We start from the raw sequence: 26,170 nt of genomic DNA, 5'->3' as shown, positions 1-26,170 counted from the left end.
GGCGTTCTCCTGATATTTAAAGCGCGGCGATCGCGTCGATGGACGCTCCGTTCTCAAAGGTCGCGTTGCAGGTTTTCCAGAAAGGTCTGGATGATGTATTCGTTGCGGCGGTAATAAACCCATTGTCCGACGCGTCGGCTGGCGATCAGCCCGGCACGCTGCAGGATGGCCAGATGCGACGATACGGTCGATTGGGACAATCCGGCGCGCTGGTCGATCTGCCCGGCGCACACGCCAAGTTCGAGCGGGTGTTCCTGATTGGGAAAATGGGTCTGCGGGTCTTTCAACCAGTTCAGAATGTCGCGGCGCACGGGGTTCGCGAGTGCTTTGATGATGTCATCGGTGTTCATGGGCCTCTTCTCCGAATTTGTATCGAATTATAGCGATATATCGCTATGTAAATCTACATATTTCGATATTTAAATTTATAGCTGTCGCTTTTCCCCACTGCCGCGCCTTGGTCCGCACTTGGCGCGCGGGGAAGTTCACCGTGTATGATAGGAACCGCTCGCACCTGCATGGCTGCGTTCCCTTTCTGTCATACGAGAGAATGTCATGACCGTTTCCGACTCCGACCGCCTGCGACAGGGCTGCTCGCTCATTCTGCACGGCTTTCATGTGCCAACGCCTGCCGCCGAGTTTCGCGCCATGGCCGACTGGTGCGAGGCGCATGCCGTCGAGCACGATCTCTATGGCGACGGCGATCTGCTGTCCGGCTTCGAGGCGCGGGTGGCCTCCGTGCTTGGCAAACCCGCTGCGGTCTTCATGCCCAGCGGTACGATGGCGCAGTTGATCGCCATGAGGATCTGGAGCGAGGCGCAAGGCGTGGAGCGCATCGGCCTGCATCCGACATCGCATCTGCTGCTGCATGAGGAGCAGGCCTACCAGGCTCTGTTCGGTCTGCACGCGGTTGCGCTCGGCGATCGCTTGCGCCCATTGCGTGCGGACGACCTGGCCGCGCTTCGGCAGCCTCTGGCGTGCTTGCAAGTTGAACTGCCGTTGCGCGAGGCCGGCGGACAATTGCCGGAGTGGGATGCGCTGCTGGCGTTGCAGGATGCGGCGCGCGCGCGCGGATTGCCGCTGCATATGGATGGGGCGCGTTTGTGGGAATGCCGTGCTTTCTACGGCCGCAGCCATGCGGAAATCGCGCACGGTTTTGCCTCGGTCTATGTCTCGGTTTACAAAGGCCTGGGTGGCATCGCCGGGGCGGTGCTGGCCGGCGACCAGGCGTTCATCGCGCAGGCGCGCGTGTGGCAGCGGCGAATGGGTGGGGTGCTGGTGCGGCAGAGTCCGATGGTGGTCTCGGCGGCGATGCGTTTCGACGAGCGGCTGGGCTTGATGGATGCGTGCTACCGGCGCACGCTGAGCTTGGCGCAGGGGCTGGCGTCTATCCCCGGGGTGCGTGTCAATCCCGCGCGCCCGCAAGTCAATATGCTGCACCTGTACTTCGATGCGCCAGCCGAACGGGTGCGACGGGCGCGCGACCGCCTGGCCGAAGCCGAGGGGTGCTGGCTGCTTGGCGGGGTGCGCGAGGCTGACGTGCCGGGTTGGAGCGTCAGCGAACTGTATGTCGGCGACACCCTGCTGGGGCTCGACGATGCGCAAGTGCTTCCGTGGTATGTGCGCTTGCTCGAACTGGCGCGCAAGCAAGAGGGGGAATGATGCAACGACTGACCATATCGATGGACGATGAGCTGGCTGCGGCCTTCGAGTCGCTGATGGTGCGCAAGGGCTATGCCAACCGTTCGGAGGCGATTCGCGACATGCTGCGGCGCGAACTCGGCGAAATGGAGCTGACCGTGGCGGCGGGGCAGCCCTGCGTGGCGGTGCTCAGCTATATCTACGATCATCACGAGCGCCAGTTGTCGTCGCGGCTGACCGATCTGCAGCACGATCACCACGACATGACCGTGGCGACGATGCATGCCCACCTCAGCCACGAGGATTGCATCGAGACGGCCATCCTGCGCGGATCGAGCGCCGAGGTCGAGCGCTTTGCGCAGGAAGTGGTCGCCCAGACCGGCGTCCGGCACGGGCATATCCATCTCGTGCCGCTGGCGGCCGGGCAGCCGCCCGCCGTCGGCGCTTACCGCCGCCTGCGCTCCTGAAGGCGGCTTCTGTGCCCGGGTGCGCTGCCTCCCCGTCTGGCGCGCGATCGGCATCCGCACCGGACGGCTCCGGCCCTGGCGACAAGCTTGGGACTAAACGATCTGGATCAGACCCTGCACGCCCATCCCCCCTCCGACCAGCATCATCAGTGCACTGGAGAAATAGGGCATCTTGCGCGCGAGCAGGCTCAATGAGCCGAAGCGCTTGTGCAAATGGCGTGCTCCCCAGGCCGCAATGACGCCGACGGCGACCAGCGAGCAGGCCAGGCCGAAACTGAACGAGGCCACCATGGCGACGCCAAGGGAGAACTGTTTCAGCTGCAGACAGATCAGCAAAATGGTAACCGATGCCGGGCACGGCATCAGGCCGCCGCTCAAACCGAACAGAGCGATCTGTCCGGTGCCGACAGGCCGGCCATCGAAGCGTTTCGCGAGTTCGGCGGCATGCGCGCGTTCATGGGCATCCTGATATTCGCCGCCATGATGGTCGTGGTCGTGGTCATGTGCGTGACCGGGCGCGTGGGCATGCTCGCGCGACAGGGCGTGGCGAGCGAACGCGCGGTTATCGCGCCAGGTGCGCAGCCACATCCAGCTGGCGACGATGATGACGATGCTGGCCGAAACCAGCATGAAATAGGGTTCGGCCTGCTGCGCAATCAGATGATTGCCGAAGCGCAGCGCGGCCATCGCCAGCACCCATACGATCAGTGAGTGCGACAGGGCTGCGCACAAACCGAGGACGACGGCTTGCCCTATCGTCCCGCGGATGGCGATGATGAACGAGGCCATCATGGTCTTGGAGTGGCCGGGTTCCAGCCCGTGCAGGGCACCCAATAGAATGGCGGACGGAATGAATAGCCAGGCGTTGCCGGCGCCTTGCTGAATGATCTCGGCGATAGGTGGCATGATTGTCGTTCCGCAATGGTCTTCGCGAATAATGTATACTGGCCCCTAGTATATAGCAATGTACTGGGGGATAGTATGACGCATACCGTAAAAGGGAAAAAAGCGTTGCTCACGCGCGTTCGGCGCATCAAGGGGCAGGCCGATGCCCTGGAGCGCGTGCTGGAGACCGGCGGCGAGTGTGGAGCGATTTTGCAGCAGATCGCCGCGATACGCGGGGCGGTCAGCGGGCTGATGAATGAAGTGCTGGAGGGGCATCTGCGTGACCATCTCGGCCCGGAAGCCATCGACCCGGAGCAGCGCGGGCACGACCTTGAGCCGGTTCTGCGCGTGTTGCGCTCATATCTCAAATAAGGGGACGGCATGCGACTCGCCCTGATAGGGGTCTGTTCATGGCTGGGGGTGGCGAGTGCGGCGCCAGCGGCACCGCTGCCGGCCGTGACGCCGCAAGGACACGAACTGGATCGGATTCTCGATGGCTTTGACCTCGATACCCTCTGGCAGGCCGGCAGTCGGGTAAATTGGGCCACCGGCGTCGCGCTAGGCCCAAGCCATCGCCCGGGGGGGACCCATTGCAGTGCCTTCGCTGCCGCTGCCGCGCAGCGGCTGGGGGTGTATCTGTTGCGCCCGCCCGCGCATAGCGCGGTGCTGCTGGCCAATGCCCAGTACGATTGGCTCGGCGGCGACGCCGGCCGCGCAGCCGGGTGGCGAGAGGTCGATGGCGCACTGGCCGCGCAGGAGGCGGCCAACCTCGGGAGCCTGGTGGTGGCGGTGTACCGTAACCACCACAACGATCACCCCGGACATATCGCCATCGTGCGTCCCGCCGAGCTGGACGACACCCGTGTCGCTCGCGTTGGCCCCGACGTGATCCAGGCCGGCAGGAATAATTACCGCCGCGTCGCGCTGGCGCAAGGGTTTCTCTGGCATCCGGCCGCCTGGCGCCGGCATGAAGTTCGTTTCTTCTCTCACCCGGTCGAGTTTGCGCCGGCTGCGGCGGTGCCGGCCGGTGTAGACGCGCGATGAAATTACGGCATTGCAGTGTCATAATTGATGCCTGCCATGAACAGGGTCGTCGCTGCCATGAACGCACATCGGTCAACCCGCGCCGGAAACGCAGAATTTCTCGAGCTGATTGCTGAACTCGAGCGCCTGGTGGCGGCGAGCGAGGCCATCGAGAGCGAATTTCAACGTGAACTGGACGCGGTTCACCCCTCGCAGTACGAGAGCGCGCGCAATCTTCTGCATTATCTGGCCATGCGACGCATCGATCTGCGCTCCACGCAGCACCGCCTGGCCCGGCTCGGGCTCAGCTCGCTCGGTCGTATCGAAGCGCATGTTCAGGCCACGCTGGTCAGCGTGCTGCAGGCCCTGTGCCGTATGGCCCGGCAGCCGCTATCGCGTTGCCGCTTGCCGCGCGACCCGCTCGATTTCGAGCGTGGCGGCGAACTCTTGAGTCTTCATGCGGCCTCGGTGCTCGGCGCACCCCCTGCCGGGCGCCGGACGCGCATCATGGTGACGGCGCCATCGCAACTCGCCGACGAGGGCGATCTGTTGCCGCGTCTGCTGGCCAGTGGAATGAATATTCTGCGTATCAATGGCGCGCATGATACGCCCCAGGCATGGCAGCGTATGGCCGAGCGGCTGCGCAGCCTCGACCCTGACGGAAGCTGCTTGCTGTCCTTTGATCTGGCCGGTCCGAAGTTGCGTACCGGCCCGGCTGCGAAGCGCGAAGGCGTGGTCAGGTTCAAACCCTTGCGCGATGCCCGGCGGCGCGTATTGCAAGCCGCCGCCGTGCGGCTGGTGTGGGAGGGCGAGGCCGTGGCACGGGACGTGCCCTTGTCGTGCCCCTTGCCGGCCCGGGTCGGCGACCGGATCCGGCTCATCGATTTTCGCGGCAAGGCGCGCGAGTTGAGCGTGGTCGATGTCGAGAGCGGGGCATGTCTGTGTCACGCCCGTGCCTCGGTCCATCTGGCGGCCGGGTTGACGCTGACCTTGATGCGTGCGGGCGAAGTCGTCGCCGCCGCGAAGGTAGCCGGCTTGCCGGCGGTCGAGTGCTCGCTGCTGCTGCATCCCGGCGATTTGCTCGATATCGTGCCCGGCGAAATGCCGGCGCGTCCTGCGCTGGACGCGGGCGATGGCGGGACACCGACGCCGGCCTGCGTTTCGTGCGGGCTGACCGAGTTGTTTGCCCAAGCGGCGGTCGGCGCGCGCGTGTACTTCGATGATGGCAAAATCGGCGCCACCGTGCTCGATGTCGCCCCGGATCGTCTGCGGGTGAGGGTCGATCATATCGCCGGCGGGCATGCGCATCTGGGGGGAGGCAAGGGGATCAATCTTCCCGGCAGCGCGCTGCGCCTGCCCGCCCTGACTGCCGCCGATCTCGCCGCGCTGGAGCAGGTTGCCGGGCGTGTCGATCTGGTCGCGCTGTCTTTTGTGCAGACGGCGCGCGACGTGCATCATTTACGCGCGGCGCTCGAGCGACAGGCGGCGACCCGGGTCGGTATCATACTCAAGATCGAAACGCGGCAAGCTTTCGAGAATTTGCCGGAACTCCTGCTTGCCGTGCTGTGTCACCCGCGGGTCGCCGTGATGGTGGCGCGTGGCGACCTGGGCGTCGAGCTGGGCTTTGAACGCCTGGCCGAGGTGCAAGAAGAAATTCTCTGGCTGTGCGAAGCGGCGCATATCCCGGTGATCTGGGCTACGCAGGTGCTGGAAACCCTGGCCAAGACCGGAGCGCCATCGCGTGCAGAAATTACCGACGCGGCGATGGGCGGGCAGGCCGAGTGTGTGATGCTGAACAAGGGGCCGTATATCGACCGGGCGGTGCGCTTCTTGAGCGGGGTGCTCGCGCGAACCGAAGCGCACCACGATAAAAAGTCGAGCATGCTGCGCCGGCTCGGGGTGTCGGCGACCCGGGGGTAGACCGAAAAGAAAAGCCCTTGCAAATAATGGGTTTGTAAGGGCTTTCTGTTGTGTGCCTCGCGCGTGGTGCGCGCGGCGGGGTGGGGGCGCTTAATCTTCGATCAATACGCATTCGTCGGCGCGAATGAAGAAGATTTGGGCGGTACCACCGATCAGTGCTTCGGCAGAGTGGGACGAGAGCTTGCGCAGCCAAGTCGTACAGCCGGGGCGGCGGAAGAATTCGTTGCGCTTTACCAGATGAAAGCTAATTTGAGCATTTTGCATAGTATTAAGAGTCCTCAATGAAAATGTTGCAGTGCACCACGAGACGAATTCTAGTTCTTGTGCAGAACAAGTTCTTGATTTGACTCAATAACGGTGAATATTGCCGTCGCGGCTGTCCCGGCGCCAGGTGCCCTGGTTTGCTGGCTGTTCAAGGCCTGGCGGCGGGGCCGGGCACCGATGCCAGCGGCAGCAAAGTGCGCAAGCGTAACGCAAGCCACAGCAGAATGGCCAGTGCGAAGCCGAGAATGGCCGCGACACCGTTCCAGCCACCATAGCGCCACATCAGCCCCGAGAACGTGCCGAGCAGGCTGGACCCCAGGTAGTAGGCGGTCAGATAAAACGCCGAGGCCAGCGCGCGCGCGCGTAATGCGCGCCGACCTATCCAGCTGCTGGCCACCGAGTGCCCGCCGAAAAACCCGAAGGTGAACAGCGCGATACCGAGCATCATCAGCAGTAGCGAGGCGAACAGGGTGATGCTCAGGCCGACGCCCATCAATGCAACCATGATCCACAACATATTGCGCCGTCCGAAGCGGTCGGCCATGCGTCCGACCCAGGCCGAGGACCACATGCCGACCACATAGAGCGAAAAGACCAGCCCCAGCGCGCCGGGGCGCAGATTGTAGGGCGCGGCCATCAGGCGGTAGCCCAGGTAGTTGTAAAGGCTGACGAAAGCGCCCATCAGCAGGAAGCCGCATAAAAACAGCAAGGGCAGGCCGTCGTCGCTGAAATGGCTGGCTATATCGCGGCGCAGGCCGGGCAGGTTGAGCCGGATCGGTTTGAAATGACGCGATGGGGGCAAGCTGCGGCGAAATTCCCAGGCTCCGGCTGCGCCGAGCAGGCCCAGGGTCAGGATCGCAGGGCGCCAGCCAAAGCCATCAGCGATCAGGGCGGACAGAAAGCGGCCGCACATGCCGCCCAGTGCATTGCCTGCGATATACAGTCCCATCGAGCGTCCGAGCGACAGGGGGTCGATCTCTTCGCTCAGATAAGCCATCGCCACCGCCGGCAGGCCGGCCAGTACGATGCCGAACAGGGTGCGCAAAACCAGGAATTGCTGGAAACTAGTGGCGAAGGAGGCGGCCACCATCAGAAGCGCGGCCAGCGACAGCGCGCCGTTCATGACCGGTTTGCGCCCGATTTTGTCGGCCAGCAGACTGGCCGGGATCAGACTCAGCGCAAGCCCTGTAGTCGCCGTCGACACCGCGCCGCTGGCCGCGGCAGGCGAGAGGTTGAAGTCGCGCGAAAACAGCGGCATCAGGGGTTGGGTGCAGTAAAGCAGGGCGAAGGTAGAAAAACCGCCGGCGAACATGGCGCGCGCCGTTGCACGGTAGGCGGCGGAACCGGCTTTGAGTTTGACCGCTGCGGGCGCCGGGCGCCCTTCGGTTCCATCGGCGGGGGGCTGCGGCGGTAATGCTGACTGCATTGAACAATCCTGAACACGAATAGGGGATCATGAAGATAGTAAAGCATGCACACGCACGGCGCCATGAGATTGCCTTGCCGTTCGGCGCGTGCGCCGACGCAAGGCGGGCACGAAGAGGGCGCGACTGATGGTCTTCCGTCTCGAATCCTCGGCCTTCTTCGCTTCTCTGTTCCTGTCCCGGCTGGCCGACCAGATGCTGTTGTTTCTGGTGCCGCTCGTCGTCTATCAGACAACCGGCAGTGCGTCCTGGTCCGGCATGGCCTTTTTTGTCGAGTCCTTGCCGCGTTTTATCGCGTTTCCAGTCTGCGGCATCCTGTGCGATCGCCATTCGCCGCTGTCGCTGCTGCAGTACAGCCAGGTGTGGCGCGCAGTGGCATGCGCGGCGGTGCTGGCCGCCTGGAGCGTCGCCCCCGGAATCGGCTGGCTGATGCTGCTGTCAGCCGTGTGTGGTGTACTGACCACCCAGGGCTTCATGGCGCGCGAAGTCATGTTGCCGCATCTGTTCTCGGTCCATTCTTTCGAGAAGGTGCTCGCCTATTCGCAGATTGCTGAACAGGCGGGCATGGTATCGGGCCCATTGCTGGCTGGATGGCTGCTCACGCACGGCACCTGGCAGCAGGGCGTGGTCGCGGCGGCAGTGCTGTTCCTGGCCGCCGATGGGGGGACCGTTTTGTGGCGGCGGCGCAGCCGGGTGCGCTTCGCACCGCCGCCGTCTATCGGCGGGTGGGGGCTGCAGCCATTCCGGATCGCGTTGCACCATATCTGGCGCTTGCCGGAATTGCAACGCATCATCACCCTGGCCGCCGGGGTCAATCTGATTGTCGGCATCACGCTGGCGACGTCGGCCGCGATGCTGACCGGTGCCCTGCATGGCTCGCGCGCAGAATACGCCGCCTTGCAGACGGCAGGGGCGGTGGCGACTATCGCGGTGTTGTTTTTTGTCGCCCATGCACGCTTGTCGCTGGCCGTACTGGGGCTGTGCGGCTTTCTCGCCATTCTGGCCGGCGCGGTGCTGACCGCGCAGACGCAGAACGTCGGCCTCTACGCCTCCGGTTTCGTGCTGATCTGCGGTTTCGACAAGATGTTCAATATCTATCTGCGCAGCCTGCGGCAGCGCGTGATTCCGCCGCGCGATTTCGGCAAGACCGCCGGCGTCGTCACACTGTTGAATAATCTGACCCAGCCACTGGCCGGCCTGCTGGTCGGGGTCGGTGCGCATCGCTTCGGCCTGCCTGTCCTGATTCTGTCATCGGCGGTGTGCATGGGGGGGCTTGGGCTGCTGGCGCTGCTTGCCCGTTCTGGCCGGTAGCGTCAGCAGACAGCGCACAGCATTTTCCAAAAACCCGTTGTCGGGACAGAAAGCAAACAGGCCTGCTGGCGGAGACATCGCTCATGAGCCCGCGGACGCAAGGATAGTGCGGGTGATGACGTGCATGCCGGGCGGTGGTGTGGAGGCTGGGTGCGGGCGGGAGTCGGGGAGTATGGGGCGAGAGGACAGGGCGGACATTTCCTGCCCGGAGCAGGGTCTGAAACCGGGTCAGGCCTTGGTGTCGACGTTCTGACCGAGATGATCGGGATTGTTGCCGAACAGTTCGTAGGCGCCGATGGTGGCCACCGCCGCCAGCAAGGGGTGGGCTTCGACGACATGCGCCACCGCTCCGATCATGGAGGATGTCCCGGACAAAATGGCGCCGCCCGAGTCGGATACGAATTGGCCAACCGCTCCCAATATCATGGCAGGGATCCTTATCATGCAGTTCAAGGCTGCTGCATCACTATGATTCTGGAACAGTTTTTGGCGTAGGGCAAGCAAAAATGCGGATGTCCTTGGGCTTTTGCTTATTTTTCTTGTAAGCGGAAGGCGCGCCCGTCTGAACGCGGCAGTCACCCGTGACGACACGATGGAATCGGCCGCAAGCAAAGAACTTCAACCGAAGTGGTGATAATGATAAGATTATTGACTAGCCCATGGTGAGTGCCGAAGCTATAGTAAGGCGGGTCCGGGCTGCACTGCCTGCCGCAAGGCGGGGTGGCGCGTACTGGTAACAGATCAACTTTAAGGAAGGCTGAGTCATTCGTGCTAAAGATCAAATTTATTGCCGCTCTCTTCGCACTGCCGCTGGCGGTTTGCAACGCATCGTCCCTGTCCATGAGTTCGGCCAGCATCAGTGATTCGATCACGGCCAGCTCGGACAGCATCAGCAACAGCAGCAAGTCTTCGTCCAATGCGATAAAGAATGCCGAAGGCGACTATAAGGTGATCGGTGTCGCCGACGCAGCCGGGCACCCGAATCAGAAGCGCATCGAACTGGTGGCCTTGAACAAGGACCAGCCGGCCCTGTTCCTGTTCATCAACAAGGACGAATTCGCCCGCGCCGATCTGACGGCCGGTCGCGTGGTGAGTGCGCATGCCCGCCCGTATGGCCTGGCCTTCACCCGCCAAGGCGACAAAGAAGCGTTTGCCGTCGTGCTGAACGACAGCTGGCTTAAAGATCTGAATCCCAGCCCGGTAGTATGAGGCGGTTCTGGTTCATCGTGCTGCTCGGGCTGGCGTTTTGCGCGCCGGCCCGAGCCGCCAATTACTCCATTTTCTGCGATCAGGAACCCCGGCTGACGGCAGAGCAGAAAAACCGCCTGTTTCTTTTCGCCGACAACATCAAGCATATTCTGGACGCGTCGGGTCACTCCATGGCGCTGGTCGCCCGTGCCGGCATCGATCTCGATCGTTTTAATCTCCGCTATTCTCATTCCGGCATCAGTCTGAAAGAAAGCGGCAACACGCCGTGGTCGGTGCGTCAGCTGTATTATTCGTGCGAGCAGGACAAGCCCATGCTGTTCGATCAGGGTTTGACCGGTTTTCTGATCGATCAGGACAACAAGCGGCTGCCTTTTGTGTCACTGGTGTTTCTGCCGGCGCCGCTCGAGCAGGATGTCGAACGCGCCGCACTGGACAAACCGCTGGCCTTGAAGCTGCTGGCCGCCGAGTACAGCGCCAACGCCTACGCGTTTTCAACTCGTTATCAGAACTGCAATCAGTGGGTTATGGAAATTCTGGCGCATGCCGAGGGGTGGCTTCCTGCCGGGGGCGACTTGCGTGAGGATGCGCAGCGCTGGCTGCAGGAGCAGCATTATCAGCCGACGCAAGTCCAGGTCAATAATCCCTTCATTATCCTGGGAGGGATGATGATGCCTTTGCTGCATACCCTTGACCATCCACCCGAGAATCGCAGCAAGGGCTTGTTCGAGGTCACCATGCCGGCATCGGAAGATGCCTTCGTCCAGACCTCGGTGCCGGGGGCGACGCGAGTCGAAATGTGCATGAATGGCGAGCAGATCGTCGTGCATCACGGCTGGGACCTGATCCCCGACGGTTGCCAGGCCGGTCCCGGTGATAGCGTGATTCCGCTGTCGTAAGCGGTGGCCGCGGCGGATCGCCCCGCCGCGGCCGGCTTTATTTCCTGCCGCCTGCCGCTTCTTCGCGCCGCCGGCGCGCTTCGTCGAGCAGGTAGACCTGGTAGTCGTCCAGATCGCCGTCGAAGTCTTTCACGCCACCGCGCGAAACCAGCCAGAATTCATCGCAGACGGCCCGCAGCAGCGCCCGGTCGTGACTGACCAGCATGACCGATCCCTCGAACTCGTTCAACGCCACGCTCAAGGCTTCGCGCGTCGCCAGATCCAGGTGGTTGGTCGGCTCATCCAGCAGCAGCAGGTTCGGACGTTGCCAGACCAGCATGCAGAGTACCAGCCGCGCCTTTTCGCCCCCGCTCATGCTGCCGACGGCCTGCTTGACCATGTCGCCGTTGAAATTGAAGGTGCCGAGGAAGTTGCGCAGACCCTGCTCGCGGCACTCCTGCGCGCTCGGGCGCACGGCTGCGGGCGTATCGCGGGCAAGACGGAACATATGGTCGAGCGGGTTGTCCGCCGGGCGCAGTACGTCGAGTTCCTGCTGCGAGAAGTAGCCTATGGTCAGTCCCTTGCCGCGTATGATTTCCCCCGCGATCGGCTCCAGTGCTCCGGCGACCGTCTTGACCAGCGTCGATTTGCCTTGGCCGTTGGCGCCGAGGATGCCGATGCGTTGCCCGGCCAGTACCGAGCGATTGACGTTGCGCACGATGACGGTCGGCGGCGTATCCGCGTCCGCCTCGGCGGCGGCCGGATAGCCGAACACCGCCTCTGACATCGACAGCATCGGATTGGGCAGGCTGAACGGCTCCTTGAACTCGAACTGGAAATCGGCATCGGCGAGTACCGGGGCGATTTTTTCCATGCGCTCCAGCGCCTTGACCCGGCTTTGCGCCTGCTTGGCCTTGCTTGCCTTGGCCTTGAAGCGGTCGATGAATTTTTGCAGATGTGCCATTTTTTCCTGCTGCTTGGCTTGTGCGGCTTGTTGCAGCAGCATCTGCTCGGCACGCATGTCCTCGAACTTGCTGTAGTTGCCACCGTAGCGGACCAGCTTCGCGTTGTCGACATGCAAGGTCACGCCGGTGACCGCGTCCAGAAATTCGCGGTCATGGCTGATGACCACCATGGTGCCGGTGTAGTTCTTCAGCCACGCTTCCAGCCACACCAGTGCATCCAGGTCCAGGTGGTTGGTCGGTTCGTCGAGCAGCAACAGGTCGGAAGGACACATCAGCGCGCGGGCGAGCTGCAAGCGCATGCGCCAGCCGCCGGAGAAGCTGTTGACCGGCCGATCGAGCTCGGCCACGCTGAAACCCAGCCCCAGAATCAGTGCCTGGGCACGGGCCGGTGCATCGTAGGCGCCGGCATCGCTCAGGGCGGTGTAGGCATGCGCCATGCGCATGCCATCGTCTCCTGCTTCGGCGGCGGCGACTTCGGCCTGGGCCGCCAGCAGAACGGTGTCGCCTTCGATCACGAATTCAGTCGCGCTTTCCCCGGTCTCGGGCATGTCCTGCGCCACTTGCGCCATCCGCCATTGCGCGGGGATAGAGACATCGCCGCCATCTTCGTGCAGGCTGCCGTTGAGTACGGCGAACAGCGAGGACTTGCCGGCACCATTGCGCCCGACCAGGCCGACCTTTTCGCCCGGATTCAGCGTGACCGACGCGTTGTCGAGCAAGACTTTACTACCGCGACGCAAGGCCACGTTTTTGAGAATGATCATTGATAGTGCCGTGCGAATACGTCGTAAATGGAAATGCGAGCGTGCCTGGCCCCGTGCGCGAGGGCGGCGGATGTCGCGAACCAGGTGGGGTGGTGGCCGGAAAACGATAAAGCCGCGCGCGGCGTGGCTTTATTTTGACAATCTGGTGGGCGGTCGTCCTGCCGACCGTCCGTTGCGCTTCGTGGTACGCCCTTGACCCGTGTTCGCCAGACCGGCCGCGGGTAACGATGCCAGTCAAAACAGGGCGCTAGCTTAACACAGAAACGCGGGGGCGTTGCGCAACGAAGGCACGCCGATCTACAGCTTGCTGCGCAATATCGGCAGCAGTGTCGGCCTCTCCCTCGTGCAGATGCTGCTGACCAAGGACCGCGCGCGAGTACATGAGGTGCTCGTATCCTTCGCCTTGCGCCCCGCGTATCGCCGATGACGGGCATTCTGGCTCAGGCAGGCATGCCGGGCAGGCCCGCCCGCCGCGAGATTACACGCTAAGCTTTGCACTGCACAATGCCATTTGAATTAATGTTTGCCTAGAATATATCACGTGTGCTGACCGCCGCGACCCGTACGCGGCTTACCCGCCATGCCTGTCCCCCTTTCTCACCGGAGGTGTCGTCATGAACTTGGCTTCCCGTATCGTCCCCCTCATTGCCGGTCTGCTCGCCCAGGCCGCCGTCGCCGCCGTGCCGCTGCCGGCCTTGCAGGCCGACCCGACGCAGACCTCGGTTTCCGGCTTGTCCTCCGGAGCCTTCATGGCCGTGCAATACGAAGTCGCCTACTCGGCCTCGGTCGTCGGTGCCGGCATCGTGGCGGGCGGTCCCTACTACTGTGCCGGCGGGCAGATGCTCAATGCCGGTATCTGCATGGGGCAGGTGCCCGGCATTGCGCCGAATGCGTCCTTGATGCTCGGCGCGGCGCGCCGTTTTGCCGCTGCCGGACAGATCGATCCTCTGAGCCACTTGCAGACCCACCGCATCTACGTATTCAGCGGTACCCGCGACACGGTCGTTCATCAGAAAGCGGTCGACGCCACGGTGTCCTTCTACAAACAGGCCGGCGTCGCTGCCAATAATGTGCAATATGTCAATACTGTGGCCGCCGGCCATGCTTTCATCACCCCGGATTTTGGCAATGCCTGCTCCGATAATGCGGCGCCCTATGTCAGCCATTGCAGCGTGAGCGGCAGCGGCTATGACCAGGCCGGAGCCATGCTGCAGCAGATCTACGGCAAGCTCAATCCGCCCGCAGCGGCCCCTTCGGGGCAGATCGTGGCCTTCGATCAGCGTGAGTTCGCCGCCGCTGGCACCGGCATGGCGGCGCAGGCCTTTGTCTACGTCCCCGCCAGTTGCCGCGGCGGCGGCTGCAAAGTCCATGTGGCGCTGCATGGGTGTCAGCAATCGGCAGCCAAGGTCGGCGACGATGTCTATGCCAAGGCCGGCTATAACCGCTGGGCGGACAGCAACAAGATCGTGGTGCTTTACCCGCAGGTGGATGCCAGTACCATACCGCTGAACCCGCAAGGCTGCTGGGACTGGTTTGCCTACACCGGCCCCGCCTATGCGACCCATGACGGGGTGCAGATGAAAGCGATCAAGGCCATGGTGGACAGGTTGACGACGAAATAAGACCTGGAGCCAGTCTCTGCGGGGCTTCGGAGACGGGCCATGTCCGGGAGCGCCTGCGTTTCAGCAGGCGCCTGCTCGTGCCGGGTCGAAATCCAGAACCAGACCGGTGCCGACTTCTCCTATCCGGCTGACCCGGTCCAGTTCTATCTTGGCCCGCAGGTCCGTGCAATGGCAGGGGTAAAGCGTACCGGCCTGCAAGTGTTCGAAGTATTCGCGCGTGCGCTGCAGCACGCCGGGTTCGCTGTTTTGCAGGTGAAAACCTCCAATGACGGCTGCGATGCGCGCCTCGCCGGTGACTTTCATTGCGTAGTCGATGATGTTGCAGATGCCCGAATGGGAACAGCCCGTGACCACGACCAAGCCGTGCGGTGTCGTGCATACGAGGGCACTGTCGTCACGAACGAAATCGTCGATGGCATGGCCTTGGGAATCAAGGGTGCTGCCTATCGGTTTCAGCCCTTCGAAGCCGTTTTCCCTCGGGATGCTGCCGAGAAAAATCAGCTCCTCGCTGATGCGATACGGCTGTGTGCATTCGATTCTATCCATCCAGCGGGCATGACCGTCGGCTGGAATGTCGGCGCCAATGGAGAGCTTTCCGTCCCGTTTCGGCAGAAAGGCGTCCGGGTGCGCTATCAGCTTGATCCTGTCAGACCGCGGAGCGTGCGTACGGTCGTAAAAGCGGGCCAGATGGGCAAGGCCCCAGGTGTGATCGTTGTGTCCGTGGGACAGGACCACGGCATCCAGTTCGTGCAGGTCGATACCCAGCGTCCCGGCGTTTTTGATGAAAACATCCGAATAGCCGGTATCGAACAGCAGATTGACGCCGTCGCTCTCGATCAGATAGCAGACACCGGGTTCGCCAAGCAGGTAGTTATCGATGATCGTCGTGTTGTCGACGAGTACGGTCAGTTTCATGGCAAGGACTTCCGAAGGCAGGATGTGTTGAAAGTAGCAGGTGTATGGTTGTTCGGGAACCGCCTGCCGTGCACGCCACCGTGCGCATCCGGCGCGTCATCGACGTCATGCCGGGCGCGTGGCCGGATGCCTCGCGGCTGGATGCCGGCCGAGTCGGGTTATTCGGCTTCTCGCGAGGAGGGTATACGGGGCTCGTTTCAATCGGGGCCGATCCCGTCTTTGGAAACGCGATGCCGCCATGTCCGGACAATGGCAACCCCGCCTGCTTGCAAGCTCGTCACGGAGAGCGCTGGCAGCTTGTCCATGACGCGCGTATCAAGGCGGCCGCGATAGCAGACCCGCTCAGCCGTTTCTTTACCGCCGACAGTCTGGGAGGGGTGAAGATCCCTGTCCAGCTATGGGGCTCGCAATATGGCGGCGATGGCGTTTCGCCAGAGAATGTTGCGGCTATTGCCCGGACCTTGCCGTCTCTCGTCGAGTTCAATGTGGTTGCGAAAGCGCGGCATTTTGCGTTTCTGGCACCGTGTCCGGCCGACTTGGCGAAGAAACTGCCGGCAATTTGCGTGGATGATCCCGGTTTCGACCGGAGCGCTTTTCATCTGGACATGAATGCGAGAGTGCTTCGCTTCTTTCGTAAATATCTCATGTGACAGTGTCGTGGAGGGGCGGTACCGGGCTTGCTTCCATGCCCGGTCGACAGGAAGCGACAGAGCCGGTGGACTGAACCTCCAGAAGCGCTTTGTGCCGTCTCGTGCCCATCTCTATCGTCATTTGGCGCCAAACTCCGCGATCAGGGCATCGATGAAGCTGCGTATTTTGGCAGTAGGCCTTCGATTGGACGGGTATAGCACATGCATGGGGCGGGATGGCCCTTCATGGTCTGGAAGGATGCGGACCAGTCTCCCTGCCTGTATTTCTGCAGCCAGCACATCTGCGGGCCCCATGGTAATACCGAATCCTTCCGTCGCTGCGTGCAGTAATGCTTTCCAGTTATCGCTGCGCAAGCGACCACTCACCTGAATTTCCTGAGCGATACCGTTTTGTCTGAATACCCAGCGACAGGGCATTGTCGATGACCAGTGCGAATAGGCAAGACAGTCATGCAAGGACAGGTCCTCCGGCGTTTCCGGTATTCCGCGTTCAGCCAGGTAGGAAGGCGACGCACAGACAAGCAGCTTGTACGGGGCCAAAGGCCGGGCGATCAGCGACGAATCTTCCAGCTCCCCGATGCGTATCAGGATTTCGAACCCTTCCTCAACCGGGTCGACAAAACGGTCGCTCAAGGACAGGTCCAGTTTCACCTCCGGGTAGCGGGCCAGATAGCGTGTGACGAAGGGGGTCAGGCTGAAGACACCGAATGTCACCGGAGCGCTTACCCGTAACACGCCTTGTGGCTGGGAAAGCATTTGCTGAGCCAATGAATCTGCGCCATCCACTTCGGCCAGCACCAGTTTGCAGCGGTCGTAATAGGCCCGGCCAATATCGGTAAGGTGCTGCCGCCGGGTCGTCCGGTTGAGCAGGGTGACACCCAGGGAGGCCTCCAGCGAGGCGACATGTTTGGCCACCATCTGCGCAGACATGCCTAGCGCCTGGGCCGCTGCGGCGAAAGACCCCAGCTCTGCCGATCTGGCGAAGACACTCATGCTGGTCAGCTTGTCCATGATTCGCTCTTTATGGTTGTTTGTAAGCCAATATAACAACGATTTATTGTCAGTGGTTGGGAAAGTACACTCCAAATGTCACTTTCATCTGGAGTAAACAACATGAAGATCGGAATCATTGGTGCCGGTGTTGTCGGCCGTGCCATGGCAAAACTGGCGGTAAAGGCCGGTCATGACGTGATGCTCAGCAACTCCCGTGGACCGAAGTCCATGTTCAGCCTTCCTCATGCAACAGGGTGCGCACTGGGTACCGTCGAGGAGGCGGCCCATTTTGGCGACATGGTGGTGCTGGCCATTCCCCTGTATGCGTACGATGCTCTCCCGTCCTCGCTGCTAGCCGGTAAGCTGGTGGTGGATGCGTGCAACTACTATCCGGAGCGGGATGGTCGCATACCGGAACTGGATCAGCAAAAACAGACCTCAAGCGGGCTGATTGCCCTGCATTTTGCCCAATCGCACATCGTAAAAGCCTTCAACGCCATCCCCATGAATGAGCTGGAAAGCGATGGCTTGCCTGCAGGCAGGCCCGAGCGCCGCGCGCTGCCTGTTGCCGGAGATCGGGAGAGCGACAAGATCAGCGTTGCTGCGCTTTATGAGCAATTCGGATTTGATGTGGTGGATGCCGGGGCACTGAGCGAAGGCGCACGCTTTGAGCGTGGCACTCCGGCGTATTGCAAGCCGCTGAACCGGGAGGCTCTGACTGCCGCGCTGGCGGCTGCGTCTGTGCCAAAGTAGGCGAGCCGCCATGACAAAGGCTGCCATCCCGTACGGACTCAGCCTTTGTCATCCGGGGCTGCGCTTTTTTGTCTCCCGATGCCGTTGCTGCGCAAGACGAAACGATCTCGCCGGCACTCGCGACCCTCAGCCCGGACGATCCCGCTTCCATCCGTCTGCTACAGCGACTGGGCGCAGGGCGGCGGCTGGCAGGGCGTGGATGGCGCGCTGCTGCGGCGTCTGAACATGGGCAGGCCCGCTCTGCGCCGCGGCGAGCCCTTGATGGCCGGCACGGCCCGTCGCCAGCCCCTGTGCGTCAGCCTCCAGACTATCGATGTAGCACCACGATTTCGTCGAGCGGGCGGCGCCACCGGTCTTCTATCCTTGCGTCATCGGCACGGTAACCGAGAGCGATCACGACCACGATCACACTGCCTCTCGGCAGGCCCAGCAGTCTGGCCAGCTTCGTGGCAGAGAATCCTTCCATCGGGCACGAATCGATACCTTTCGCTGCGGCCCCGAGCAGAATGCTCTGAGCCGCGTAGACGGCATTGCGCGCCGCCCAGTTCCGGCTGCCGACATGTCCAAGCGGAAGCAACGATAAGCCGGGGTTGAGCAGCGCCGCCAGAAAGACCAGCGGCGACCATAAGGCGGATGAGCCGATGCCGAGAATTCTTTGAAACAAACCGGTCTGCTTGCGGTAATGGGCTTTCGTGCTTTCGCCCAGGTTCGCCGCGCTCTCGACATGTGCGAGCTGTGCTTTGGCGGTGAGCCGTCCGAGCGCCGGACTGGCCACCACGATGATCAGATCCTGAGCCGATGCGGCTGCGTTTTGCCCGTTGCAAGCCTGGGCGATGGCGGCTTTCAGTGCGGGGTCGCGCACCCAGTGCAGCTCATATGGCTGCAGATTGCCACTGGACGGGGCCAGTGCCGCCTCGGCCAGGACCGCGCGCAGATCGGCCTCCGGAATCGGGGCCGGATCGAATTTGCGGATGGCGCGACGAAAGCGGCTGGCGGATTGGAAGGCGTCCCACCCGGTGGAGTGATGCTGGCTGTTCATGATCTGCGAATGTCCTTGGCTGTTCATTCGATAAATAGTAAGTTAATACTTATATTTTCGATACTCGCTTTCCGGAGACGCAACGTGGCCACCCGTCGAACGCCTGCTTTGCCAAGAAAAATGCCGGTTCAATCGCGTTCGCGCGCGACTTTCGAGGCCATCATTCATGCTGCGACTTACATTTTGACGGAGTCAGGCTGGGAGTCCCTGACGACAAACGCGATTGCCGAACGCGCTGGCGTGAATATAGGCTCGCTCTATCAGTATTTTCCGAACAAGGAGGCCGTGATTGCGGAGCTGCAACGCCGGCATGTCGAAACCGTTCAAACGGAGTTGAGCAAGGCCCTGACCGGCTTGCCGCAGCAGCCTTCGCTGCGGGCCGCGATCGGGCAACTCATCGAGATGATCATCCGGGAACACCGGGTCGCACCCGCCTTGCACCGGGCCATCGAGGACGAGCTGCCACGTGCCGCGCGCTCGGTGCAGACGGAAAACGACGGGATGCGCCAGCGTTTTCTGGCCGAATTGAAACCGTTGATGAAAAACGTCCCTGACCCGGAGATGAGCATCACGCTGCTGAGTGTTGCCATCCATGCTCTCATCCACCATGCGGCCGCAGAGCGCCCGGAATGGCTTGAGCAGCCGCGGCTCAAGGATGAGCTGGTCGTCATGGTCGAGAATTATCTGAGCCGCCCGGCAATCCCGGCTCAAGAGCCCCCTGGCCGGGATCAGGAAAACCGGCTGGCAAGATAACGGCGTTATCTGGTTCAGATGGGCAGTCCCGGCTTCTGGCGCGCGGGGGCGCAACGGGCCGGCAGCCAGCCCGGAAGAGGGACGATGCCAATCGTCCCCCGCGCGCATTCCCTCGCGTCCTTCTCGAGCGGCGGGCTGGTGGCGTGTTCAAGCTCTGCCTGCATGCCGCTCGCGGTGTACGCGGACCAATCTGAAATCATGGCACCCGGCAGCGATGGCCTGTACCCGTCGATGAGCGACATCGATTTCTTGCCTAGACAGTCTGTCAATTCACGGAAGCCGAGGGTGAAAAACGTCATACGCGTCATTATCTCGTGCTGCCTGCTTGTGCCTTGCTGCCGCGCGGCCGCCTTTGCTCGTTCCGACCGAAAATTACCCGCCCTTTGGCATGCTCCGGGAAATTGGTGCAATCGGCGGTTTGTCGACCGCTATCTGTAAAAATGCCACCGGGGATGAACCGTGCGGCCGGTTTGACCCGAGCGTCGGCCGCCCCGTCGGCCACTATGCTCTATAGCGCACAGATAGCGCCTGCACTCGCATGCAAAATCCAGGCTCCGACATCGCCGTACCAAGGAGCCCGACCATGAACACCCTGCTGTTGCAGGCTCGTCACTACGCTGTGAAAGCGCTGCTGTACTACCAGAATAATCGCGTGCTGATCCAGGTGTTGGTGGTCACCGTGCTTGCGCTGCTCGTTACGTCTGTCTATTCCTCCTACAGCTTATCGGCTTATTGAACGGCAACTCATGCCATGCCGGCTGCCGCGCATCGAGGATTTCCATGGCGCGCGGCCTTGCTGTGGGCTCTTCACGCTGAAGGCAGGGTCTTCTGCCGGGGGAGCGCCAGGCAGAAAGCCCGCTGCCGTTGCAGCGGGCCCTGCTATGAAAGAGAAAATCATGCTCAGTAAAACGCTCGATAAATTTGTGTGTTCCATCCGGCAACAGGCCAACCTTCCCGCCCGGATCAGGCTATGGAGTGGCGAGGAGTTCAATCTCGGCGACTATGCCGAGCCCAAGATCGTGATTACCCTGTGCGGCCCGATGGCGCTGCCGCATCTGATCAGCCCCACGCTCGACTCCTTGGGCACGGCTTATATCAAGGGCCATATCGATGTCCAGGGGCGGCTCGCCGATGTGATCGACTTCAGTTATGCCTTGTCCCATGTCGCGCAAGCCAAGAGCCGCGAAGCCTCGTTTCTGGGCAGGACGATGCGCGGCCTGCTCAGACATAGCCGGAAATCGGACAAGCGGGCGGTTCAATACCACTACGATGTCTCGAATGATTTTTATCGTCTCTGGCTGGATCCGAGCATGCTGTATTCCTGTGCTTACTTCGAAAACGGCGATGAAAGCCTATCCGCGGCGCAAGACAAAAAACTCGACCACATCCTGAACAAGATCAAGCTGCGTTCAGCCCACACCCTGCTCGACATCGGTTGCGGCTGGGGGGCGCTGGCGATTCGGGCCGCACAGAACTATGGCGCGCGGGTGACCGGCATCACCTTGTCGCAGAACCAGTGTGATTTTGCGCGGGAGCGCGTGCGCACGCTGGGACTCGAATCCTTGGTGTCCATCGAGCTCAAAGACTATCGCGATGTGTTTGGGCAATTCGACTGCATTACCAGCGTCGGCATGTTCGAGCACGTCGGCCGGGCAAATCTGACGTCCTATTTTGCAAAAATCAGCAGCCTGCTGACCCGCAACGGGCTATGCCTGAACCACGGTATTACCTTGACGGACACCGAACGCGAGGAAACCGGCTTGGGGGCCGGCAAGTTCATCGGCAGCTATGTCTTTCCTGATGGAGAATTGCCGCATATCGGCATGGTGCTGCAAGAAATGCAAAACGGCGGCCTGGAGTCCATCGACGTGGAGAACCTGCGTCGCCATTATGCGCACACCTTGCAGCGCTGGAGTGCGAATTACGAGCAGAATGCCCGGGCGATTCGACAGATCGTGGACGAGGAGCAGTTTCGCATTTGGCGGGTGTACCTGGCGGGCTGCAGTTACGCCTTCGAGCATGATCATGTCGCAATCTACCAGGTGCTGTGCCACAAGGCCGGCTGCTCGGGCGAGACCCTGGACTGGAACCGCCGCTATATGTATCCGTTGCCACGGCGTGCTGCGCTGCCCTCGCCATAGGGCCCGTCGGCGTGCTCACGCTCGGTCCGGGCTCGAAGTGCGGCGCTGCCGATGCCTGCCCGTGCCGAACAAACCCGATCGCCATCGCCCCTGGCGTTGCGCCCAGCCGTCAGCAGGGCAGCGTCATACCGTAGACCAAGCGGGCGCGCGGATGTTCGCTGGCGTACAGACGGGGTGTCATGCCGTGCCTATTCTCGATCCTGCGATGTCGGCATCCGCTAATGCCCTGGCGAACATGACATTCTGCGAGCGCTAACGGTCGGCGCATGGGCTCGCGCCAGCTTGCCTGTCTCAGTGCCAGCCCGTTGTTTCAGCCTGCCGGGGTTCGACACGATGCCGCGAACGGCCAGGTGTTCGCCAGACGCGGGCAGCCGGGACAGACCCCGATCGTTCTTGACTTACACTCGCGAAGGATCAACGCCATGAAAGCTCTCGTCTATCTCGGCCCGGCACAGAAAGCTGTGCAGGACCGGCCGAAACCCACGATCGCAGCCCCCACGGACGCGATCGTCAAGGTTACCAAGACAACCCTCTGCGGCACCGACTTGCACATCCTCAAGGGTGATGTCGCGACCTGCCAACCCGGCCGCATACTGGGGCATGAGGGGGTTGGCGTCATCGAGCAGGTCGGGCCTGCCGTTGCCGCCTTCAAGGTTGGAGACCGGGTCCTGATTTCATGCATCAGCGCCTGCGGCAAGTGCGGCTATTGCCGCAAGCTCATGTATTCGCACTGCGCCACCGGCGGCTGGATCCTGGGTAACAGCATAGACGGCACCCAAGCCGAGTATGTCCGTATTCCCTATGCCGATACCAGCCTCTATCCCATTCCCCAGGGGGCGGACGAAGACGCCCTGGTCATGCTCAGCGACATCCTGCCGACCGGCTTCGAGTGCGGCGTTCTGAACGGCAAGGTTCAACCGGGCAGCACGGTGGCGATCGTCGGCGCCGGCCCCATTGGCCTTGCCACACTGCTGACTGCCCAGTTCTACTCTCCGGCCGAGATCATCATGATCGATCTCGACGACAATCGCCTGGAAGTGGCGATGCGCTTCGGCGCTACGGCAGTGGTCAACAGCGGCGAGGGCCAGACCCTGGCGAAGGTCATGGCCCTGACCGGTGGCCGCGGCGTCGACACCGCCATCGAGGCGGTCGGGATTCCCGCCACCTTCGACATATGCCAGGCGATCATTGGTCCGGGCGGAACCATTGCCAATATCGGGGTTCATGGCAGCAAGGTGGACCTCCATCTCGAGTCGCTGTGGGACCGTAATATCACCATCACCACCCGCCTGGTCGATACCGTCAGCACGCCGATGCTGCTCAATGTCGTCGGGGCGCGCAAGATCGACGCCAAGCAGCTCATAACGCATCGCTTCACGTTCGACCAGATACTGGAGGCTTACGAGACTTTCGGGCATGCCGCCAGCACCAAGGCACTCAAGGTGATTATCGAAGCCTGCTAGCCCGCAAGGGTCGGCCGGAACACGGCTGCCCTTGCCCCGGCTCACCCCTCCTGCGACAGGGGGGACGACGCCCTTTTCAACTGTTCGCTAGCGTACAGACGAATCGCTCAATCGTGGTCACTGTCATCGGCACGGAGTCTTGATCCTGCCCGGCAGGCGGCATTCGCACACAGGTTCCATGGCATGAAAAAAATCACCAGGCTGCACGATCTGCCCTCCAACGTCACCTTGCACCGCTTGCCGTCGCTGCCGCGTCGGCGGTCCTCCGCGGAGAAAGCAAAGATCATGAATCATCCTCGGACTGACGCGATCAGGCTCTGTCGTGCTCCGCGACGGAAAGGGGCGGGTGGCTCCAGCGCGTGCAGGGATAGTCGCACCGCGATCGTCGACACGTACCGGGATAGGCCCGGCCAAGCTGCAACCCCGCCCGTTTGTGCCTGTCTGCGGCCGTGTGGCGTCCCCGCCCACGGCCATGGGCGCGTGCACATGGCCGCCTTCCTTTCATACCGGTGAACCCCATGTCTAGAAGACGAAGCAAAGTGACGATGTCCGGCGAGAGCCGCGAGCGACTTGATCAGTTGGCGCTCAAGAGCGGGGTCAGCCAGCGCGTGACGCTGGACTCCCTGCTGCTGCTGGATGAAGAAACGGTCAGGCGCCAGGTGTCGGAAGCGGCACCCAGGCTTGAGCAGGAGCGGCTGGAGGACAAGAGGGGGGTCGGGGACGAACTGAGACAGCAGCTCGATGAAATGTCGGTCGATGAGCTCGGGCTGCTGATTGCCCTCAAAAAAGCACGGATAAGCGAGCCGCCGCGGCTTGAGGCGCAAGTCTCGGACGAAAGAATGGAGGCGATCATCTGCAGTGCGAATGCAAATGCGAGCGCAAACGGGGCCAAGTGAACGAATGAGCGGCCGGGATGAGGGCTGCCACTGTGCCCGTACGACACGCACCCTGCCGCCGATCGGGCGTCGCAAGACGCATGCAGAGGGCATGCGCGGCTTGCCGGGCGGCTGTCACTCGCAGGGAAACGGCTACGCCGCTGCCTGCGTTATCGGAGCACTTTTTCATTGCCGTGAGGGATTCTGGATGACGACAAACCGGACTTTCGTACTCCTGCTTGAAGAGGATGCGGCCGACGCAGAGCAGATCCGATCCTGTCTGACGGGCGGCGGCGAGAATGCCGAGTCGTTCAGCGTCGAATGGGTGTCCACTCTCCCGCAGGCGCTGGAGCGGCTGGCCGCCGGCGGCATCGAAATCGTCCTGGTCGACATCGCGCTGGCCGATGGAAACGGGGCGCAAGCCTGCCAGCGGGTGCGGCTGGCTGCGCCCGAGGCGGCGATACTGGCCCTGGTGGACGCCGACGATGCCGACTCCCGTCGCCAGGCGCTGGGATATGGCGCCGACGACTATCTGGTCAAGGGCAGAAGCGATGCCTACTGGTTGCCGCGCTCGCTGCACTATCTGGTCGATCGCCAGGTCGCCCGCCATGCCTTGAGCCATGCCGAAAGCAGTTATCGCGCGATGAGCGACGCGTCACCCCTCGGCGTGTTCGTCGCCGATGCGGGCGGCGATTGCGTCTATACCAATGCGGCTTATCAGAAAATATCCGGTTTGACGTTCGAGCAGGCGCTGGGGACCAACTGGAGCATGGGCATACACCCCGAGGATCGCGAGCGGGTACTGGCCCAGTGGCGTGCCGCTTCGATGGGGCAGGAGCCGTTTCAGGCCGAATACCGTTTTCTGCAGCAGGACAAGAAAGTCGTGTGGGCCCGCGTCAGCAGTGCCCCGTTGCTGGATGGCGTGTTTGAAAACGGACGCGTGAAGACGGTCGAGGATATTACCGAACGCAAGATGGCCGAGGCGGTGTTGCGCTCGGCGGAAGACGCCCTGTTCGCGGAGAAGGAACGGGTCCAGGTCACGCTCAATTCGATTGGCGATGGCGTGCTGACGACCGATATCGCGGGCAAGGTGAACTACCTGAACAAAGCCGCCGAGAGAATGACCGGCTGGTCATGGGCGGAAGCGCTCGGTCACCCGCTGGCCGACGTCTTTACCATCGTCGATGGCGCAACGCGCCAGCCCGGGGCCGATCCCGCGCTCAGGGCCATTTGCGAAGACCGGACCGTGAGTCTGGCCGCCGATTGTCTGCTGGTGCGTCGCGATCGCAGCGAGTCGGCCATCGAGGACTCCACCGCCCCGATCCACAACCGCCATGGCGAAGTGATCGGCGCCGTGATCGTTTTTCATGATGTCAGCGAGTCGCGGGTGCTTGCGCGCAAGATGACGCACCTGGCGCAGCACGATTTTCTGACCGGCCTGCCCAACCGGGTGCTGCTCAAGGAGAGGCTGACGCAGGCGATCGGACTCGCGCAGCGTCACCGCAAGCAAGTGGGGCTGCTGTTTCTCGATCTCGATGACTTCAAAAGGATAAATGACTCGCTCGGGCATGCGATCGGCGACCAGTTGCTGCAGTCGGCCTCGGACCGCCTGCTGGCCAATGTGCGGGCGACCGACACGGTGTGCCGTCTGGGCGGCGACGAGTTCGTGATCCTGCTGGCCGAAATCGAGAACCACAGCGATGCCGCGCTGATCGCTGGCAAGCTGCTGGCGGCTTTCGGTTTGCCGCATGGCGTCGGCGAACATGAGTTGCAGATTTCGCTGAGCATCGGCATCAGCATCTATCCGGGCGATGGCAAGGACGAGGAGGGCATGCTGCAAAGTGCCGACAGTGCGATGTATCAGGCCAAGGCCTGCGGTCGCAACAATTATCAGTTCTACACCGCAGACGTCAAGAACGGGGCGGACGGCAGTGGCCATGGACGCGGATTCGCGCGGCGAAGTCCCATGGATGGCCCGATGGGCAGGGACGAGGGCGAGGTGGCGGGGACGCTTGCGCGGCCCCCGTTTTTCCCTGCTCCTCACCGTGTCGATGATAAAACGACAGGCGTCGGCAGCGAATCGCCCTGACTCGCGCCGACGCAGCCGTAAGCCCTTCGCGATGCCGGGCCGAACGGATGTCATGCCACCGGGCCCGCCGCAATCGATGTACTGTCGTTCCACGACCTCGCCCAGCGGAAGTCGATTTCCTTACATGAT

General features: G+C 62.3%; 28 protein-coding genes. 18 read left to right on the top strand and 10 right to left on the bottom strand.

Translation table 11 applies throughout. The annotated features are described in order from the left end of the window. Nucleotides 1-53 precede the first annotated feature (53 nt). Entirely contained in the window at nucleotides 54-350 is a 297-nt protein-coding gene (locus G520_RS0103795) for an ArsR/SmtB family transcription factor (protein WP_028534486.1), read from the bottom strand. Between the two features lie 205 nt (nucleotides 351-555). Between G520_RS0103795 and G520_RS0103790 the strand changes: the two genes are divergently transcribed. Continuing rightward, nucleotides 556-1,662, top strand: coding sequence for a threonine aldolase family protein (locus G520_RS0103790; protein ID WP_028534485.1), 1,107 nt, complete (start codon nucleotides 556-558; stop codon nucleotides 1,660-1,662). Continuing rightward, on the top strand, nucleotides 1,659-2,108 hold the full coding sequence (gene nikR, locus G520_RS21445) for a nickel-responsive transcriptional regulator NikR (protein WP_246542662.1): 450 nt from the start codon (nucleotides 1,659-1,661) through the stop codon (nucleotides 2,106-2,108). Before G520_RS0103790 ends, nikR begins: the two co-directional genes overlap by 4 nt. Nucleotides 2,109-2,201: 93 nt before the next feature. Here nikR and G520_RS0103780 read toward each other — a convergent pair whose 3' ends face one another. Beyond that, nucleotides 2,202-3,014, bottom strand: coding sequence for a nickel/cobalt efflux transporter (locus tag G520_RS0103780; RefSeq protein ID WP_028534484.1), 813 nt, complete (start codon nucleotides 3,012-3,014; stop codon nucleotides 2,202-2,204). Between the two features lie 75 nt (nucleotides 3,015-3,089). On the opposite strand from G520_RS0103780, the gene G520_RS0103775 reads away from it, so the two are divergent. Genes G520_RS0103775 through G520_RS21435 form a run of 3 tightly spaced genes read left to right on the top strand, consistent with a single transcriptional unit; the run spans nucleotide 3,090 to nucleotide 5,936 of the window. Continuing rightward, the gene (locus G520_RS0103775; RefSeq protein ID WP_028534483.1) at nucleotides 3,090-3,365 is read left to right on the top strand and encodes a metal/formaldehyde-sensitive transcriptional repressor; all 276 of its coding nucleotides are present in this window, start codon (nucleotides 3,090-3,092) and stop codon (nucleotides 3,363-3,365) included. 9 nt (nucleotides 3,366-3,374) lie between these two features. After that, nucleotides 3,375-4,037 carry a hypothetical protein gene (locus G520_RS21440; RefSeq protein WP_156876864.1) on the top strand — a complete coding sequence of 221 codons (663 nt, stop codon included), beginning with the start codon at nucleotides 3,375-3,377 and terminating at the stop codon, nucleotides 4,035-4,037. A 57-nt stretch (nucleotides 4,038-4,094) separates the two neighbouring features. Next, nucleotides 4,095-5,936 (top strand): pyruvate kinase, encoded by a 1,842-nt coding sequence (locus G520_RS21435; RefSeq protein ID WP_036665306.1) that lies wholly within the window; start codon nucleotides 4,095-4,097, stop codon nucleotides 5,934-5,936. A 90-nt stretch (nucleotides 5,937-6,026) separates the two neighbouring features. Here the strand turns inward: G520_RS21435 and G520_RS24795 are convergent, their stop codons facing one another. Together G520_RS24795 and G520_RS21430 are read right to left on the bottom strand one after the other, a co-directional pair. Continuing rightward, nucleotides 6,027-6,200: a hypothetical protein gene (locus G520_RS24795; protein WP_156876863.1), complete on the bottom strand. Its 174-nt coding sequence runs from the start codon at nucleotides 6,198-6,200 to the stop codon at nucleotides 6,027-6,029. Between the two features lie 148 nt (nucleotides 6,201-6,348). Further along, entirely contained in the window at nucleotides 6,349-7,626 is a 1,278-nt protein-coding gene (locus G520_RS21430; RefSeq protein ID WP_051228971.1) for an MFS transporter, read from the bottom strand. Between the two features lie 127 nt (nucleotides 7,627-7,753). On the opposite strand from G520_RS21430, the gene G520_RS21425 reads away from it, so the two are divergent. Continuing rightward, on the top strand, nucleotides 7,754-8,935 hold the full coding sequence (locus G520_RS21425; RefSeq protein WP_036665173.1) for an MFS transporter: 1,182 nt from the start codon (nucleotides 7,754-7,756) through the stop codon (nucleotides 8,933-8,935). A 228-nt stretch (nucleotides 8,936-9,163) separates the two neighbouring features. Here the strand turns inward: G520_RS21425 and G520_RS0103745 are convergent, their stop codons facing one another. Then, nucleotides 9,164-9,361 carry a hypothetical protein gene (locus G520_RS0103745; protein WP_028534482.1) on the bottom strand — a complete coding sequence of 66 codons (198 nt, stop codon included), beginning with the start codon at nucleotides 9,359-9,361 and terminating at the stop codon, nucleotides 9,164-9,166. A gap of 342 nt (nucleotides 9,362-9,703) precedes the next feature. On the opposite strand from G520_RS0103745, the gene G520_RS23855 reads away from it, so the two are divergent. Both G520_RS23855 and G520_RS0103735 read left to right on the top strand, forming a co-directional pair. Beyond that, nucleotides 9,704-10,144 carry a hypothetical protein gene (locus G520_RS23855; RefSeq protein WP_051228969.1) on the top strand — a complete coding sequence of 147 codons (441 nt, stop codon included), beginning with the start codon at nucleotides 9,704-9,706 and terminating at the stop codon, nucleotides 10,142-10,144. Then, the gene (locus G520_RS0103735; protein WP_051228967.1) at nucleotides 10,141-11,040 is read left to right on the top strand and encodes a DUF2145 domain-containing protein; all 900 of its coding nucleotides are present in this window, start codon (nucleotides 10,141-10,143) and stop codon (nucleotides 11,038-11,040) included. Before G520_RS23855 ends, G520_RS0103735 begins: the two co-directional genes overlap by 4 nt. A gap of 37 nt (nucleotides 11,041-11,077) precedes the next feature. Here the strand turns inward: G520_RS0103735 and G520_RS0103730 are convergent, their stop codons facing one another. Further along, the gene (locus G520_RS0103730) at nucleotides 11,078-12,748 is read right to left on the bottom strand and encodes an ABC-F family ATP-binding cassette domain-containing protein (RefSeq protein ID WP_028534480.1); all 1,671 of its coding nucleotides are present in this window, start codon (nucleotides 12,746-12,748) and stop codon (nucleotides 11,078-11,080) included. A gap of 274 nt (nucleotides 12,749-13,022) precedes the next feature. On the opposite strand from G520_RS0103730, the gene G520_RS24790 reads away from it, so the two are divergent. Together G520_RS24790 and G520_RS0103720 are read left to right on the top strand one after the other, a co-directional pair. Next, a complete protein-coding gene (locus G520_RS24790; RefSeq protein WP_156876862.1) occupies nucleotides 13,023-13,175 on the top strand; it encodes a hypothetical protein in 153 nt (50 codons plus the stop codon). A gap of 187 nt (nucleotides 13,176-13,362) precedes the next feature. After that, complete coding sequence (locus G520_RS0103720; RefSeq protein WP_028534479.1) at nucleotides 13,363-14,370, top strand: extracellular catalytic domain type 2 short-chain-length polyhydroxyalkanoate depolymerase; 1,008 nt, start codon at nucleotides 13,363-13,365, stop codon at nucleotides 14,368-14,370. Between the two features lie 60 nt (nucleotides 14,371-14,430). Here the strand turns inward: G520_RS0103720 and G520_RS0103715 are convergent, their stop codons facing one another. Beyond that, the gene (locus G520_RS0103715; protein ID WP_028534478.1) at nucleotides 14,431-15,285 is read right to left on the bottom strand and encodes an MBL fold metallo-hydrolase; all 855 of its coding nucleotides are present in this window, start codon (nucleotides 15,283-15,285) and stop codon (nucleotides 14,431-14,433) included. A gap of 44 nt (nucleotides 15,286-15,329) precedes the next feature. Here G520_RS0103715 and G520_RS21415 point away from each other — a divergent pair, with 44 nt between their 5' ends. After that, a complete protein-coding gene (locus G520_RS21415; protein WP_051228965.1) occupies nucleotides 15,330-15,935 on the top strand; it encodes an alpha/beta hydrolase family protein in 606 nt (201 codons plus the stop codon). Between the two features lie 117 nt (nucleotides 15,936-16,052). Here G520_RS21415 and G520_RS0103705 read toward each other — a convergent pair whose 3' ends face one another. Next, nucleotides 16,053-16,946 carry a LysR family transcriptional regulator gene (locus tag G520_RS0103705; protein ID WP_028534477.1) on the bottom strand — a complete coding sequence of 298 codons (894 nt, stop codon included), beginning with the start codon at nucleotides 16,944-16,946 and terminating at the stop codon, nucleotides 16,053-16,055. Nucleotides 16,947-17,021: 75 nt separating this feature from the next. Here G520_RS0103705 and G520_RS0103700 point away from each other — a divergent pair, with 75 nt between their 5' ends. Further along, complete coding sequence (locus G520_RS0103700; RefSeq protein WP_084637449.1) at nucleotides 17,022-17,681, top strand: NADPH-dependent F420 reductase; 660 nt, start codon at nucleotides 17,022-17,024, stop codon at nucleotides 17,679-17,681. Between the two features lie 307 nt (nucleotides 17,682-17,988). Here the strand turns inward: G520_RS0103700 and G520_RS0103695 are convergent, their stop codons facing one another. Next, entirely contained in the window at nucleotides 17,989-18,720 is a 732-nt protein-coding gene (locus G520_RS0103695; protein ID WP_028534475.1) for a nitroreductase family protein, read from the bottom strand. Between the two features lie 120 nt (nucleotides 18,721-18,840). Here G520_RS0103695 and G520_RS0103690 point away from each other — a divergent pair, with 120 nt between their 5' ends. Further along, entirely contained in the window at nucleotides 18,841-19,473 is a 633-nt protein-coding gene (locus tag G520_RS0103690) for a TetR/AcrR family transcriptional regulator (RefSeq protein ID WP_211222750.1), read from the top strand. A gap of 14 nt (nucleotides 19,474-19,487) precedes the next feature. On the opposite strand, the gene G520_RS0103685 is transcribed toward G520_RS0103690, so the two are convergent. After that, on the bottom strand, nucleotides 19,488-19,772 hold the full coding sequence (locus G520_RS0103685; protein ID WP_028534473.1) for a hypothetical protein: 285 nt from the start codon (nucleotides 19,770-19,772) through the stop codon (nucleotides 19,488-19,490). Nucleotides 19,773-20,056: 284 nt separating this feature from the next. Here G520_RS0103685 and G520_RS24785 point away from each other — a divergent pair, with 284 nt between their 5' ends. From G520_RS24785 to G520_RS21410, 5 genes are all read left to right on the top strand, one after another. Then, nucleotides 20,057-20,209 carry a hypothetical protein gene (locus tag G520_RS24785; RefSeq protein ID WP_156876861.1) on the top strand — a complete coding sequence of 51 codons (153 nt, stop codon included), beginning with the start codon at nucleotides 20,057-20,059 and terminating at the stop codon, nucleotides 20,207-20,209. Between the two features lie 160 nt (nucleotides 20,210-20,369). Further along, nucleotides 20,370-21,614 (top strand): SAM-dependent methyltransferase, encoded by a 1,245-nt coding sequence (locus G520_RS0103675; protein WP_036665289.1) that lies wholly within the window; start codon nucleotides 20,370-20,372, stop codon nucleotides 21,612-21,614. Nucleotides 21,615-22,036: 422 nt separating this feature from the next. After that, nucleotides 22,037-23,077: a zinc-dependent alcohol dehydrogenase family protein gene (locus G520_RS0103670; RefSeq protein ID WP_028534471.1), complete on the top strand. Its 1,041-nt coding sequence runs from the start codon at nucleotides 22,037-22,039 to the stop codon at nucleotides 23,075-23,077. A 518-nt stretch (nucleotides 23,078-23,595) separates the two neighbouring features. Then, nucleotides 23,596-23,973 carry a hypothetical protein gene (locus G520_RS0103665; protein ID WP_156876859.1) on the top strand — a complete coding sequence of 126 codons (378 nt, stop codon included), beginning with the start codon at nucleotides 23,596-23,598 and terminating at the stop codon, nucleotides 23,971-23,973. Nucleotides 23,974-24,160: 187 nt separating this feature from the next. Further along, the gene (locus G520_RS21410; protein ID WP_051228963.1) at nucleotides 24,161-26,041 is read left to right on the top strand and encodes a diguanylate cyclase domain-containing protein; all 1,881 of its coding nucleotides are present in this window, start codon (nucleotides 24,161-24,163) and stop codon (nucleotides 26,039-26,041) included. Nucleotides 26,042-26,170 lie beyond the last annotated feature (129 nt).

The sequence above is a fragment of the Paludibacterium yongneupense DSM 18731 genome, assembly GCF_000422925.1.
Lineage (GTDB): Bacteria > Pseudomonadota > Gammaproteobacteria > Burkholderiales > Chromobacteriaceae > Paludibacterium > Paludibacterium yongneupense.
This window is presented reverse-complemented; position numbering and strand designations above follow the sequence as displayed.